This window comes from Amycolatopsis sp. NPDC088138 (assembly GCF_044741685.1).
Classification (GTDB): Bacteria; Actinomycetota; Actinomycetes; order Mycobacteriales; family Pseudonocardiaceae; genus Amycolatopsis.
This window is the reverse complement of the sequence record NZ_JBIUTB010000002.1, coordinates 583424-596337: the sequence shown is the minus strand read 5'-3', so window position 1 is coordinate 596337 and position 12914 is coordinate 583424. Positions and strand designations below refer to the sequence as shown.

Here is a 12914-nt window from a genome sequence, read left to right as displayed (position 1 = left end):
CCGTCCCGGCCGGCCCTCGACCACTGACTTCGGGGTAGCGCCTGCACTACCCCGAAGTCGGCGGCCGGCCCCAGGGTGGGGTGCCCCCGCCCCGGCCAGGATCGCTTCCATGACCAGGAACCGGAAAACCACCGCCGTCCTCGCCGTCGCGGCGATCGCGACCGGCACGCTCTTCGCCCCGGCGGCCGCCGAAGCGGCCCAGCCGGACCCCGTCCGCGCGCTGACGCAGGCGGCGTTTCCCCTGCGCACCACCGAACCCGGCCGCGACACCAGCGACTTGCGGGCGCTGGGCGCGATGATCGGTGACGCCCAGGTGACCGGCCTCGGCGAAGCGACCCACGGCTCCCACGAGTTCTTCGCGATGAAGGAGCGGCTCTTCCGCTACCTCGTCGAGGAGAAGGGCTTCACCACCTTCGCCCTCGAAATGAGCTGGTCCGCGGGCCTCCGGATCGACGAGTTCCTCCAGACCGGCACCGGTGACGCGCGCACGGTCACCAAGGCCGCCCTCGCCGGCTCGCCGTGGGACCGCGAGGAGTTCGTCCACCTCGTCGAGTGGATGCGCGACTACAACCGTCACCACCCCGCCCGGCCCGTCCACCTCCTCGGCGACGACCTCAGTGCCCCGACCGTGGACGACGAGTTCTTCGGCCGGGTGACCGGCTACGTCCAGCGGACCCACCCCGAGTCACTGGCCCGGCTGAACGAGCTCTACACCGGCCTGCGCCCGATCGACGACGTCTACGCCTACCTCGCCAAGCCGCTCGCGGAGCGCCAGCGGCTCGCGGCCCAGGCCCAGGAAGCCCTCGATCTGGTGCAGGGCCTCGGCGACGACTGGGTGGCGCAGGACGCCCGGTCCATCGCCCAGACCGCGAAGTTCCTCACGATCGACCTCGCCGATCCGGCCTCGGTCGCGACGTCCCAGCGTTTCCGCGACGAGGTGATGGCGCAGAACGTCGTCTGGTGGCAGCGGCACACCGGCGACAAGATCCTGCTGTCCGCGCACAACGGCCACGTCGGCTACGTCTCCGGCGATCCCGGGCGGTACCCCAAGACGCAGGGCTCGTTCCTGCGCGACACGCTCGGCGCGAACTACGTCGCCACGGGCTTCACCTTCGACCGCGGTTCGTTCCTGTCGCAGGACGAAGCCGGTACCTGGCAGAAGTTCACGGTCGGCGCCGCCGGCCCCGGATCGAACGAGTACACCCTCGACCAGGTCCGCTACCAGGACTACTACCTCGACATGCGGACCGCGCCGGCCGCGGCCCGCGCCTGGCTGGACGTCGCCCGGCCGACCTACGACATCGGGACGGCGTTCCCCGTCGACCCGGCGGACATCGCGCTCGCCCGGTCCTACGACCTGCTCGCCCACCTCCACGACGTCCACGAGGCGGCGGTGGCTAGGCCCTGAGGTTGTTGCGGGCCAGGAAGTCTTCGGCGATGTCGAGGGGGTTGCGCTTCTCCTCGGTGAACTCCACGTTCAGCTGGGTGAGCTGGTCGGTGGTCAGCGCCGCCGAGACGCGGTTGAGCGCGGCCACCTCCGCCGGGGACAGCGTTCCCTTCGCGACGAGCGGCACGATGTTCTGCGCCGGGAACATGTTCTTGTCGTCGGTGAGCGGGACGAACCCGTTGGCCTTGATGGTGGACGACGTGCTGAACAGGTCCGCCACCTGGACGTCACCGGACTTGAGCGCCGCCACCGTCACCGGGCCGCCGGTGTCGGTGGTCCGGATCTCCTTGAACTCGCAGCCGTAGAGCGTCTTGATCTTGTCCTTCCAGCGGCTACTCCACTGGCCCGGCCCGCCGAACACCAGGTCCTTGCAGCGCTTTCCCAGGTCGGAGAACGTCTTCACCCCGGAGGACGCCAGCTCCGGCCCGACGACCAGCAGGTCCTTGTCTTCGGCGGGCGCCTGGTCCAGCACCTCGAAGCCGGCCGGCACCTTCTGCTTCAGCTGCGTGTAGACGTCCTGCGGCGTGGTCGCCTGGGTGTCCTTGTCGAAGTACCGCAACAGGTTCCCGCTGTAGTCGGGCACGACCGACAGCGACTTGTCCTGCAGCGCCTTGACCACGACCTCGCGGCTGCCCACCGGCGGCCGCACGGTGACGTTCTCCGCACCCGCGTTCTTCAGCGCCCCGGCGTAGATCTGGGCCAGCAGCAGGCTTTCCCCGACGTCGGACGCGCCGATGATGATGTCGCCGTTCGAGCCGCCCTCACCGCCGCCCGCCAGCGGGTTGCCGCAGCCGGCCACCAGCACCAAGGCGGCGAGCACACCGGCCAGCCGTTTCATGCCGCCACCTTCTTGCCGGTCGCCGCCGCCGTCGCCAGCCGGACCCCCTTGGGGACCAGCGCGCGGTTCAGCAGCGCGAACAGGACGTCGAGCACGATCGCCAGCAGCGTGGTCAGCAGCGCGCCGGCGATCACCTCCGAATAGTCCAAAATGGCCAGTCCGTCGAGCAGGAACCGGCCCAGGCCACCGAGTCCGACGTACGCGGCCACCGCGGCGGTCGCCACGAGCTGCAGCACGGCGTTGCGGATGCCGCCCAGCACCAGCGGCAGCGAGATCGGGACCTCGACCTTCCACAGCCGTTGCCAGCCGGTCATCCCGATGCCCTGGGCCGCGTCGACGACACCGTGGTCGGTCGCCTGCAGCCCGGCGTACGTGCCGGCCAGGATCGGCGGCACGGCCAGCACGACCAGGCCGATGATCGTCGAGGTGACGCTCTCGGTGAAGAGCAGGAACAGGAACGTGACGAGCCCCAGCGTCGGCAGCGCGCGGATCGCGTTGCCGGCGCTCACCAGCGCGACTCCGCCGCGTCCGGTGTGGCCGACGAACAGTCCCAACGGGACGGCGATCACCAGGGCGATCACCAGGGCCAGCAACGTGTAACCGAGGTGCTCCAGCAGCCGCTGCGGGATGCCGTCGGGGCCGGACCAGTGCGCCGGGTCGCCGAACCAGTGGAAGAGATCGGTGATCATGCGACGGCCACCCCCGTGTTCCCGGCGCGTTCCCAGGGGGTCAGCAGGGTCCGGATCCCGACCAGCACCAGGTCGACGACCAGGGCCAGCACCAGCGTCAGCACGATGCCGACGACGATCGGCGAGAAGTACTCCCGCTGGAAGCCGTCGGTGAACAGCACGCCGAGCCCGCCGGTGCCGATCAGCGCGCCGACGCTGACCAGGCTGATGTTGCTGACCGACGCCACCCGCACGCCGGCCGCGAGGACCGGGACCGACAGCGGCAGCTCCACGGCGAAGAACTTGCGCACCGGCTTGTACCCGACGGCGGTGGCCGCGGCGGTCACCGACGGCGGCACCGCGTCCAGCGCGTCGAGCACCGGGCGCACCAGCAGCGCGGTGGTGTAGATCGTCAGCGCGACGACGACGTTGATGCTGTCGAGGATCTTCGACCCGATCAGGCCGGGGATGACGACGAACAGCGCGAGCGACGGGATCGTGTAGAGCAGGTTGGCCAGCACCATGAGCACCGACCGCGCCGGCGCCCAGCGGTGCCCGAGCCAGCCGGCCGCGATCGCCAGCACGATGCCGATGACCAGCGGCAGCAGCGCGAGGTAGACGTGATCACCGAGGTCGCCGAGGATCTGCTCGCGGTTGTTGCCGCTGCCCAGGTACCGCCCGAGCTCGTCGAAGAAGCTCATGACGCCTGCGGGGTCGCCTCGATCACGTCGAGCACTTGACGGGCGAGCACCCCGCCGAGCACGCGGTGGTCGTCGTCGACGACCACGCCGAGGCTGGCGGGCGACGACAGCGCGGCGTCGAGCGCGCCGCGGATCGGGGTGCCGCGGATCCACAGTGAACCGCCGGCGACGAGGTCGTCTTCGGACAGTGCGCCGTCCACTGTGGAGTTCGGGGGCAGCCAGCCGCGCGGCTGCTTGTCGGTGTTGACGACGAGGCGCCAGCCGTCGCTCGCGGGCACCGAAGAGCCGATCTCGACCAGCTCGAGGTCCTTGATCTCGACGCCGTCGGCGGAGAGGAACGACAGCCCGCGGTAACCGCGGTCGCGGCCGACGAACGACGCGACGAAGTCGTCCACCGGGTGGCGCAGCACGTCGGCGGGGGTGCCGTACTGGGCGAGCACGCCGCCGACGCGCAGCACCGCGACCTTGTCGCCGAGCCGGACGGCCTCGTCGATGTCGTGCGTGACGAACACGATCGTCTTGCCCAGCTGCGACTGCAGCCGCAGCAGCTCGTCCTGCAGGCCTTCGCGCACGACCGGGTCGACCGCGGAGAACGGCTCGTCCATCAGCAGCACCGGCGAGTCCGCGGCGAGCGCGCGGGCGACGCCGACACGCTGCTGCTGACCGCCCGAGAGCTGCGCCGGGTACCGCTTGCCGACCTCGACCGGCAGGCCGATGGTCTCGAGCAGCTCGGCCGCGCGCTTGCGGGCCTTCGCCTTGTCCCAGCCGGACAGCAGGGGCACGGTGGCGATGTTGTCCAGGACCGTCCTATGTGGAAAGAGGCCGGCGTGCTGGATGACGTAGCCGATGCCGCGGCGCAGCAGGGCCGGGTCGCCCTCGGCGACGTCCTTGCCGTCCAGCAGCACCTGGCCGCCGGTGGGCTCGATCATCCGGTTGATCATCCGCAGCGACGTCGTCTTGCCGCAGCCGGACGGGCCGACGAACACGGTGATCGTGCCGTCCTCGACCGTCAGGTTCAGCTTGTCGACGGCGACCGTCCCATCGGGATACTGCTTGGTCACGTCGCGGAATTCGATCGTCACTTGCCCACTCCCCGTGTCAGGTCCAATCGACCGTAGCCGAGTCGGCGGTGGTTGGCACGCTGTTCCGGCAGGTGGTGACTAGGGTTGTGGCCCGTGAAGGCACTCGACGACGTCCTCGCCGCGCACGGCGTCGGCGTCCGCCCGTTGTACCGCGTCATCGACCTGCTGCGCACCGGCGACCACGACCTCGGCGAGCTGGTCCGGCTGAGCACGGCGCCGCGCCGCAGCGTGGAGGACGTGCTCGCGGCGCTGGGTGACGACCTCGACCGCAGCGGCGACCGGCTGCGCCTGTCCCCCGGCGTCGCCGCGTCGTACCTGCGGTACAGCACCCCCCGCTACGCCGACCCGCTCGACGAAGCCGTGGCCACGCACGAGTTGCTGCCGAAGGTCGCCGAGTGGGTGGCCGAGGTGCCGCCGCCGCTGGCCGCGCTCGACCACGTGCAGGCCACGCCGGAGACGGTGCTGCGCCGGGCGCTGTGGCTCGACGCGCGCTACGACCTGGCGTCGGCGAACCTGCTGTTCCTCGGCGACCACGACCTGACGTCGCTGGCGGTGCGGGCGGTCTGCCCGTCGGCGTCGCTGACCGTCGTGGACCTCGACGAGCGGGTGCTCGCCTACCTGGACGACCGCGGGGCCGGGGAGATCCGGACCGCGCACGCGGACCTGCGTGTCGGCCTGCCGCCCGCCGTGGCCGGCCGCGCCGACCTGGTGTTCAGCGACCCGCCGTACACGCCGGAGGGCATGGGCCTGTTCGCCGCGCGCGGGGTGCAGGCGCTGCGGGAGCCGAGCGAGGGACGGCTGCTGTTCGCCTACGGCTACAGCCCGCGGCACCCGGCGCTGGGCGCGCAGGTGCAGCGTTCGCTGGCGACGCTCGGGCTGACGTTCGAGGCGATCCTGCCGGGCTTCAACAGCTACTTCGGCGCGCAGGCGATCGGCAGCGCGGCCGACCTGTACGTCTGCCAGCCGACGGCGAAGGCCAAGAAAGTCCGCAGCGGCAAGGCGATCTACACGCACGGACCGCAATCGGTCGAAGCGGCCGGGACAAAACCGGCGCTGCTGGAGAAGCTGAAGGAGATCGCCGTCGCGGACGGCCTGTCGTTCGAGTCGCGCCCGGTGGACTGGTCGATCTCCGGGCCCGAGGGTGACGCGGTCGCGATGGACCTCTCGGCCGACCCGGGCCCGTGGCTGCTGCGCACCCTCCTGGGCACGAACGCCCGGCGGCTCGCGATGCTGCTGCCGAACGCGCACCCGGACCTGGCGGACCAGGCGTCCCAGACGGCCCTTGCGGCGCTGGTCGCGGGCAAGTACGCGCTGCGGTACCTGCGGAGCACGCCGGACAACCGGCACGCGGTGGTGGTCGCGGACGCGGTGGAGCACCAGAGCGAGGTGCTGACCCGAGCCCACGCCCGCCTGGCGAACGTCTCCCTCGACGTCCCCGAAGACCTGCAGGACCTGCGCCTGGTCGACGTCCCCCGCCACCGCCTCCCCGCCCTGCTCGGCCTCTGAACGCGCCAAAAGCGGCACTTTCACGTGAAAGTGCCGCTTTTGACAGGGACTGTCAGGCGGTGACGCCGTCCGCTTCCGCGGCCTTCGCCACCGCGGCCGCGACCTCGGGGGCCACGCGCGGGTCGAGCGGGCTCGGGACGATGCGGTCCGGGCCCAGGTCGTCCATCGCGACCGAGACGATCGCCTCGGCGGCCGCGAGCTTCATGTTCTCGGTGATCGCCCGCGCGCCGGAGTCCAGCGCGCCGCGGAAGACACCTGGGAACGCCAGCACGTTGTTGATCTGGTTCGGGAAGTCGCTGCGGCCCGTCGCCACGATCGACGCGTAGCGCGCCGCGACGTCCGGGTGGACCTCCGGGTCCGGGTTGGACAGTGCGAACACGATGCCGCCGCCCGCCATGCGGCCCAGCAGCGTCTCGTCGATCGTCGCGCCGGACAGGCCGAGGAAGACGTCCGCGCCTTCGAGCGCGTCCGCCAGGCCACCCTGGATCCCGGCCTTGTTCGTCGTCTGCGCCAGGTGCGCCTTGATCGGGTTCAGGCCGTCACGGCCGGTGTGGATGACGCCGCGCGAGTCGAGCACGGTGACGTCGCCGATGCCGGCCTCCTGCAGGATCCGCGCGCAGGCCACACCCGCCGCGCCGGCTCCGGAGATGACCACGCGCTGGTCGGCGATCGCCCGGTCCAGCACCAGGTTCGCCCCGCGCAGCGCGGCCAGCGTGACGATCGCCGTGCCGTGCTGGTCGTCGTGCATGACCGGGCAGTCGAGCGCCTCCTTGAGCTTGTCCTCCAGCTCGAAGCAGCGCGGCGCGGAGACGTCCTCGAGGTTGACGGCGCCGTACGACGGGCGCAGCCGCACCAGCGTTTCGACGATTTCGTCGACGTCGGTGGTGTCCAGCACCAGCGGGATCGAGTCGAGCCCGCCGAAGGTCTTGAAGAGGACCGACTTGCCTTCCATGACCGGCAGCGACGCGCTGGCGCCGATGTCGCCGAGACCGAGCACCGCTGTGCCGTCGCTCACCACGACGACCAGCCGGTCCGCCCACGTGTACCGCTTGGCCTTGGCCGCGTCCTCGGCGATCGCGCGGCTCACCTTCGCCACACCGGGGGTGTAGGCGATCGAAAGGTCACGCGGGCTGGAAATCGGGCGGGTGGCCGCCACCGAGAGCTTGCCGCCCTCGTGCCCGGTGAAGATCTCTTCGTCGGTGACCGGCGCAACGGTGCCGGAGGGGTCGTTCATGGGGTTTCCTGTCGTCGTTTCCGTCATTCCTTCAGTGGGAATGACGGAACTCGCGGTTCGAACGTGGGTCACTGGAATTCTCCTGGGCCTGCGAGCGGGGGGACCAGGCAGCAGGCGAAGACACACCCGGCTACCTGGTGTTCTCCTCCGGCACGGCAGCCCAGCGCGGTAGCGCCGGCCTGTCGGCGAAGCGTCTCGTCGGCCATCGGTGCCGTGGGTGTGGCGATGGCCGCGGACGCGGCGGTCCCGTCATTGTGACAGGAGCCTTGCCACCGGTGACCCCTCGGTGCGGTTGACGTCACACATTCCCCAGTTTCCCCAATTCCCAAGACGTCCGTCCGGTTTTCTTGGCGCCCGATAAGGTGACGCCATGCAATTCCGCCGGCTGCGCGTCCCGGACGCCTTCGAGTTCACCCCCCGGGCGTTCCCCGACGACCGGGGCCTGTTCACCGCCCCCTTCCAGGAAGACGCCTTCCGCGAAGCGGCCGGCCACCCGCTCCGGCTCGGCCAGTCCAACCACAGCGTGTCCCGCCGCGGCACGATCCGCGGCATCCACTTCGCCGATACCCCGCCCGGCCAGGCGAAGTACGTCTACTGCGCCAACGGCTCGCTGCTCGACGTCATCGTCGACGTGCGGACGGGCTCGCCGACGTTCGGCCAGTGGGACGCCGTGCGGCTCGACGCCGACCGGTACAACGCCGTGTACCTCGCCGAAGGCCTCGGGCACGGCTTCATCGCGCTCGAAGACGGCACCGCGATGGCCTACCTCTGCTCCGAGCCCTACAACCCGGGCGGCGAACACGGGATCACCCCGCTCGACCCGGCGCTGGACCTGCCGTGGCCGTCGGACATCGCGCACGTCCTGTCCGAGAAGGACCGCAACGCGCCGACGCTGGCCGAGGCGCAGGAGCAGGGCCTGCTCCCGGCGTACGACGACTGCGTCGCCTACTACGACAAGCTGCGCTCCGCGCACTGACCGCCTTCGCTCCGCCTCGGGCGGAGAACTTGCCGACTTAGTATGCGCGCATATAGTCTGCCCGCATGACACTTTACGAGTACACCCACACCGAGACGTCCACCGCGCCCGCCGCCGCCATCTGGCCACTCTGGGCGGACACCGCCCGCTGGCCGGAGTGGGACGAGGGCGTGCGCTCGGTGGTCCTCGACGGCCCGTTCGAGGCCGGCGTCAGCGGCACGATGACGATGGACGGCATGCCACCGATCCCGTTCACCCTGACCGAGGTCACCGACGGCCGGAGCTTCACCGACGAGACTCGCCTACCGGACGCGCTGCTGCGGTTCGAGCACGTCCTCACCGAGGTCGACGGCGGCACGGAGATCACCTACCGCGTCACCATCGACGGTCCCGAGGAGCTGGGTCCGCAGGTCACCGAAGACACTCCGGACGCGATGCGCGCGCTCGCGCGGCTTGCTGAAGCATCGCGGGTATGACAGCCCCGGAGTCCCGCCTGCCCGGCCCCGACCGCAGCCCCGGCTTCCTGCTGTGGCGCGTGACGCTGGCCTGGCAGCGGGCGATGCGGGCCGCGCTGGCCCCGCACGATCTCACGCACGTCCAGTTCGTGCTGCTGACCACCACGTGGTGGCTCACCCGCTCCGGCAACGCGCCGACCCAGCGGCAGCTGGCCGAGCAGGCCGGCACCGACACGATGATGACCAGCCAGGTCGTCCGCAAGCTCGCCGAGCGGGGGCTGCTGGAGCGTGCGGACGACCCGGCCGACGCCCGCGCGAAGCGGCTCCAGATCACCGCGCCGGGCCTGGAGCTGGTCGCGAAGGCACTGAAGGACGTCGAGGCCGCCGACGCGTCGTTCTTCGACGGCGTCGGCAGCGATTTCACCGACTCACTGGCGAAGCTCAGCCCTTGACGTCTTCGGCGAGGACACGCTCGATGTTGCGCTCGGCCAGCGCCGTGATCGTCACGAACGGGTTGACGCCGGTGCTGCCCGGGATCAGCGAGCCGTCGGTGACGTACAGGTTCCGGTAGCCCCGGACCCGGCCGTAGTCGTCGGTCGCCTCACCCAGCACCAGCCCGCCGAGCGGGTGGTAGGTGAAGCGGTTCTCGAACGGGCGGGTGTCGCCGAACAGGTCGTACCGGTAGATCGTCCGGTTCGCCCGGTTGATCTGGTCGAACAACGCCTTCGCGGCGTCGATCGACGGCTGCCCCTGCGACGCCGTCCAGTGCAGCTTCGCCGAGTCGCTCGCGGCGTCGTAGCTGAAGTGGCCGCGCTCGGGGTTCTTGGTGATGGCCAGGTAGAGGCTCACCCAGGTCTCGATGCCGGCCGGCACCGGCGCGATCTCGGCGAACGCCGGGTGCACCGGGTCGGCCCAGTTGTCGATGCCGAGCGCGGGCATCCCGGCCTGCAGGCTGCCGGTGGTGTCCCAGAGGTGGTTGGCGCGCCCGAGCATGACGTTGCCGTTGGTGCCCCAGCCCTGCCCGACCCGCTCGTCGAGCGCCGGGAGCCGTCCGGTGTCGCGGGCGCGCACCAGCAGCTCGGTCGAGCCGAGGCTGCCCGCGCCGAGGAACAGGTGCTTCGTGGTGACGTGCTTGGTGGCGAGGACCGTGCCGTGTTCGTCGATTTCGCGCACGACCAGGGTGTACGCGCCGTCGGGCTGGTGGATGATCTCGCGGACCTCGTGCAGCGTCTGGATGGTCACGTGGCCGGTGCCGAGCGCGGCGGCGAGGTAGGACTTGTCGAGCGAGCGCTTGCCGTGGTTGTTGCCGTAGATGACCTCGGACGCGTCGGCCGAGCGCGCCACGGTGCCCGCCTCTTCGCGGCGCAGGTAGTCCATGTCGTAGACGCTGGGCACGAACACGGTGCCGAACCCGGCCTTGCGCGCGGCTTTCCGCGAGACGCGGGCGTACCGGTAGGACCGGCACGTCTCGAACCACCGCGGGTCGACGACGTTGACCCCGAGCCCGGCCCGGGCGCGCGGGAAGTACTTGCCGTACATCTCTTCGGCGTCGACCCGCGGCAGGATCTCCTCGAAGTAGGAGCGCTTCGGCGTCACCGCCATCGCGCCGTTGACCAGGGAACCTCCGCCGACACCACGGCCGAGGTAGACGGACATGTCGCCGTGGTTCACGCGGTCGAGCACCCCGGCGTGGCGCTTGATGTCGCGGTTGGCGAGGTCGAGCCAGAGGAACGACGCGAGCGGCGCTTCGGTGCGGTTCTTGAACCACATCGACCGTTCGTCCGGGGTGAGCATCGGGCAGAAGACCTTGCCGTCGGCGCCCGGGGTGGTCCAGAGCTTGCCCATCTCGAGCATCAGGGTGGGCACGCCGGCCTCGCCGAGCCGCAACGCCGTCACCGCGGCGCCGTAGCCGGTGCCGATCACCACGGCCGGGACGTACCCGGGCAACGGCGTGGCGCTCGCGGACCGCGTGGAGACGGTGGTCAGCCCGAGGGCGGCGGCGGAGCTGAGCGCGGAGAGGCCGAGAAAGCGGCGGCGGGTGAAGGGGGACATGATCACGATCGTGACGGATCGAGTGAACGGTGTTAACTAAATGGACTCTGTTTCACCCGGTCGAGGGAAATCTCGGGCCTTCCCCTGGGGGCGATCCCGGATGTCCCCATCGGACGTCCTCGCCAGGCTGACGCCATGAAACTTCTCGCATGGGCCGCGGCCGGGGTCGCCGTGGCCGCACTGGGGTCCACCCTCGCGTTCGCCTCACCGGCGCACGCCGACGAACTGCCGACGTTCGACTTCACCGACTGCCCGGCGCCGCCCGCGAACGCCGACCCGGGCACGTGGCGCTGTGAAGCCTTTGTCTCCCAAGGAAAACTCACCATCGGCGGACAGGAGATCCCGCTCGGCGAAGTGCGCCTGACCTTCAGCGAAGGCCAGGTGAACGGCCAGTACGCCCAGGAGTTCGGCGCGCTGCGGCACGCTCCGGTGCGCGTCCCCGGCCTGGCCGGCACCACGATCCAGCTGCGCTACGGCGGTTTCTCGGACTTCCAGAGCAACGACGAGCGCCGGGGTGAGCTGGACGTCTACGCCGTGCTCCGGCATCCCTTGCTGGGCAAGGACTGCAGCATCGGCACCGCGGCGAAGCCGTTGCACACCGTCGTCCACGACGACCCGGCGGTCCCGCCCAGGGTGATTTCCCAGAACCCGGTGACGGCCTACCGCGGCGTCATCGACTCCGGCCTGGCGCTGCCGGCGACGCAGGGCTGCGGCCCGCTCGGCAAGCTCGCCGACCGGAAGCTGGGCCTGCCGTCGCCGTCCGGCGAGAACACGTTCCAGCAGGCGTCGTACGTGCAGTACAAGCCGCTCTAACGCCGCTTCGGGGTCACCCAGATGGTGATCGTCCCGGTGACCACCGGCTTGCCACGCGTGTCGGAAATGGTCACCGGGACCGGGAGCTCGAACCCCTCGTCGCCGAACTCCGGCAGCTCGGGCAGCGACGCCACCGCGCGCAGGCCCGTCTCGGCCTTCGCGACGTACTCGACGTTCATGCCCTTCGGCAGCCAGCGGTGCGTCGGCGGGACCGTCGCCTCGGCGAGCATGCCCATCGCGATCTCGGCGAGGTTGCAGGCCGCGATCGCGTGGAACGTGCGGATGTGGTTGTGAACACCCCACCACTTCGGGGCACTCACCTCGCAGTGGCCGGGTCGCAGCTCGCGCACCGAGGGCAGCACCGTGCCGAAGTAGGGCACGCGCAGGCACATCGCGGCGCTGAACAGCTGTTTCCCGCCCGGTTTAGCGGCCAGCTTGTGCCACATCGCGAACGTCGGCGTCTCAGCCATGCGTCTCCCTCGGCTTGCCTACTGGCCAGTAGCCAAGCATGCGCCCGGCCGTGGCGCAAACGGCCGCATATAGTCGGCGCGTGGCAAATCGGCTGTTCCTCCTCCGCCACGGCCAGACCGAATGGTCGGTCGACGGGCGGCACACCGGGCGCACGGACATCCCGCTGACCCCGGCGGGTGAAGGCCAGGCCCTCGCGGCGGGTGGCACGCTCCGGAGCCTGCTCGGCGGGCCGTCGCTGGTGCTCTCGAGCCCGCGCAAGCGCGCGCTGCGAACGGCCGCGCTGGCCGGCCTGCGCGTCGACGACGTCACCGAGGACCTCGCCGAGTGGGACTACGGCGACTACGAAGGCATCACCACGCCCCAGATCCGCGAGACCGTGCCGGGCTGGACGGTCTGGACGCACCCCGTACTCGGTGGCGAGAGCGCCGAAGAGGTCAGCGCCCGCGCGGACCGGGTGCTCACGCGAGCGCGCCGCGACACCGAGATCGGTGACGTGATCCTGGTCGGCCACGGGCACTTCAGCCGGGTCATGGTGGCCCGCTGGCTGGGCCTGCCCGCGACGTCCGGTGTCCACTTCGGACTGGACGCGGCGGGCATCGCCGTGCTCGGCGACGAGCGCGGCGAACCGCAGATCGAACACCTCAACCTGCCGCCCTCGCTGGAGGACTGAC

14 protein-coding genes are annotated in these 12914 nt (G+C 70.8%); 7 read left to right on the top strand and 7 right to left on the bottom strand.

Annotated features, from left to right (window positions below):
* The first annotated feature begins 109 nt into the window (after nt 1–109).
* A complete protein-coding gene (locus ACIOD2_RS10315; RefSeq protein WP_400536486.1) occupies nt 110–1408 on the top strand; it encodes an erythromycin esterase family protein in 1299 nt (432 codons plus the stop codon).
* Here ACIOD2_RS10315 and ACIOD2_RS10310 read toward each other — a convergent pair.
* The 4 genes from ACIOD2_RS10310 to ACIOD2_RS10295 are packed head-to-tail and all read right to left on the bottom strand — an operon-like array spanning nt 1398 to nt 4736.
* Entirely contained in the window at nt 1398–2285 is an 888-nt protein-coding gene (locus tag ACIOD2_RS10310) for an ABC transporter substrate-binding protein (RefSeq protein ID WP_400536485.1), read from the bottom strand. The genes ACIOD2_RS10315 and ACIOD2_RS10310 overlap by 11 nt on opposite strands.
* Entirely contained in the window at nt 2282–2974 is a 693-nt protein-coding gene (locus tag ACIOD2_RS10305) for an ABC transporter permease (RefSeq protein WP_392758703.1), read from the bottom strand. The genes ACIOD2_RS10310 and ACIOD2_RS10305 overlap by 4 nt, the downstream gene beginning before the upstream one ends.
* Complete coding sequence (locus tag ACIOD2_RS10300) at nt 2971–3654, bottom strand: ABC transporter permease (protein ID WP_400536484.1); 684 nt, start codon at nt 3652–3654, stop codon at nt 2971–2973. The genes ACIOD2_RS10305 and ACIOD2_RS10300 overlap by 4 nt, the downstream gene beginning before the upstream one ends.
* The gene (locus ACIOD2_RS10295) at nt 3651–4736 is read right to left on the bottom strand and encodes an ABC transporter ATP-binding protein (protein ID WP_400536483.1); all 1086 of its coding nucleotides are present in this window, start codon (nt 4734–4736) and stop codon (nt 3651–3653) included. The genes ACIOD2_RS10300 and ACIOD2_RS10295 overlap by 4 nt, the downstream gene beginning before the upstream one ends.
* A gap of 93 nt (nt 4737–4829) precedes the next feature.
* Here ACIOD2_RS10295 and ACIOD2_RS10290 point away from each other — a divergent pair, with 93 nt between their 5' ends.
* Nucleotides 4830–6242 carry a bis-aminopropyl spermidine synthase family protein gene (locus ACIOD2_RS10290; protein ID WP_400536482.1) on the top strand — a complete coding sequence of 471 codons (1413 nt, stop codon included), beginning with the start codon at nt 4830–4832 and terminating at the stop codon, nt 6240–6242.
* Between the two features lie 52 nt (nt 6243–6294).
* On the opposite strand, the gene ACIOD2_RS10285 is transcribed toward ACIOD2_RS10290, so the two are convergent.
* Entirely contained in the window at nt 6295–7476 is a 1182-nt protein-coding gene (locus ACIOD2_RS10285) for an NADP-dependent malic enzyme (RefSeq protein ID WP_400536481.1), read from the bottom strand.
* A gap of 370 nt (nt 7477–7846) precedes the next feature.
* Here ACIOD2_RS10285 and rfbC point away from each other — a divergent pair, with 370 nt between their 5' ends.
* The 3 genes from rfbC to ACIOD2_RS10270 all read left to right on the top strand — a co-directional run bounded on the left by rfbC (nt 7847) and on the right by ACIOD2_RS10270 (nt 9359).
* Nucleotides 7847–8452: a dTDP-4-dehydrorhamnose 3,5-epimerase gene (gene rfbC / locus ACIOD2_RS10280; RefSeq protein WP_400536480.1), complete on the top strand. Its 606-nt coding sequence runs from the start codon at nt 7847–7849 to the stop codon at nt 8450–8452.
* Between the two features lie 65 nt (nt 8453–8517).
* Complete coding sequence (locus tag ACIOD2_RS10275) at nt 8518–8928, top strand: SRPBCC family protein (RefSeq protein WP_400536479.1); 411 nt, start codon at nt 8518–8520, stop codon at nt 8926–8928.
* Nucleotides 8925–9359 carry a MarR family winged helix-turn-helix transcriptional regulator gene (locus ACIOD2_RS10270; protein WP_400536478.1) on the top strand — a complete coding sequence of 145 codons (435 nt, stop codon included), beginning with the start codon at nt 8925–8927 and terminating at the stop codon, nt 9357–9359. Before ACIOD2_RS10275 ends, ACIOD2_RS10270 begins: the two co-directional genes overlap by 4 nt.
* Here ACIOD2_RS10270 and ACIOD2_RS10265 read toward each other — a convergent pair.
* Nucleotides 9349–10959, bottom strand: coding sequence for a GMC oxidoreductase (locus ACIOD2_RS10265; protein ID WP_400536477.1), 1611 nt, complete (start codon nt 10957–10959; stop codon nt 9349–9351). The two genes, ACIOD2_RS10270 and ACIOD2_RS10265, sit on opposite strands and share 11 nt — an antisense overlap.
* A 135-nt stretch (nt 10960–11094) precedes the next feature.
* On the opposite strand from ACIOD2_RS10265, the gene ACIOD2_RS10260 reads away from it, so the two are divergent.
* A complete protein-coding gene (locus ACIOD2_RS10260) occupies nt 11095–11772 on the top strand; it encodes a hypothetical protein (RefSeq protein ID WP_400536476.1) in 678 nt (225 codons plus the stop codon).
* Here the strand turns inward: ACIOD2_RS10260 and ACIOD2_RS10255 are convergent.
* Complete coding sequence (locus tag ACIOD2_RS10255) at nt 11769–12242, bottom strand: hotdog fold domain-containing protein (protein ID WP_400536475.1); 474 nt, start codon at nt 12240–12242, stop codon at nt 11769–11771. The two genes, ACIOD2_RS10260 and ACIOD2_RS10255, sit on opposite strands and share 4 nt — an antisense overlap.
* An 80-nt stretch (nt 12243–12322) precedes the next feature.
* Between ACIOD2_RS10255 and ACIOD2_RS10250 the strand changes: the two genes are divergently transcribed.
* Complete coding sequence (locus ACIOD2_RS10250) at nt 12323–12913, top strand: acid phosphatase (protein WP_400536474.1); 591 nt, start codon at nt 12323–12325, stop codon at nt 12911–12913.
* Nucleotide 12914: the final 1 nt, after the last annotated feature.

Bases quoted from the DNA above. Each gene is read 5' to 3' on its own strand.
- ACIOD2_RS10315 (WP_400536486.1), top strand. From the start codon at position 110: ATGACCAGGAACCGGAAAACCACCGCCGTCCTCGCCGTCGCGGCGATC.
- ACIOD2_RS10310 (WP_400536485.1), bottom strand. From the start codon at position 2,285: ATGAAACGGCTGGCCGGTGTGCTCGCCGCCTTGGTGCTGGTGGCCGGC.
- ACIOD2_RS10305 (WP_392758703.1), bottom strand. From the start codon at position 2,974: ATGATCACCGATCTCTTCCACTGGTTCGGCGACCCGGCGCACTGGTCC.
- ACIOD2_RS10300 (WP_400536484.1), bottom strand. From the start codon at position 3,654: ATGAGCTTCTTCGACGAGCTCGGGCGGTACCTGGGCAGCGGCAACAAC.
- ACIOD2_RS10285 (WP_400536481.1), bottom strand. From the start codon at position 7,476: ATGAACGACCCCTCCGGCACCGTTGCGCCGGTCACCGACGAAGAGATC.
- rfbC (WP_400536480.1), top strand. From the start codon at position 7,847: ATGCAATTCCGCCGGCTGCGCGTCCCGGACGCCTTCGAGTTCACCCCC.
- ACIOD2_RS10275 (WP_400536479.1), top strand. From the start codon at position 8,518: ATGACACTTTACGAGTACACCCACACCGAGACGTCCACCGCGCCCGCC.
- ACIOD2_RS10270 (WP_400536478.1), top strand. From the start codon at position 8,925: ATGACAGCCCCGGAGTCCCGCCTGCCCGGCCCCGACCGCAGCCCCGGC.
- ACIOD2_RS10265 (WP_400536477.1), bottom strand. From the start codon at position 10,959: ATGTCCCCCTTCACCCGCCGCCGCTTTCTCGGCCTCTCCGCGCTCAGC.
- ACIOD2_RS10260 (WP_400536476.1), top strand. From the start codon at position 11,095: ATGAAACTTCTCGCATGGGCCGCGGCCGGGGTCGCCGTGGCCGCACTG.
- ACIOD2_RS10255 (WP_400536475.1), bottom strand. From the start codon at position 12,242: ATGGCTGAGACGCCGACGTTCGCGATGTGGCACAAGCTGGCCGCTAAA.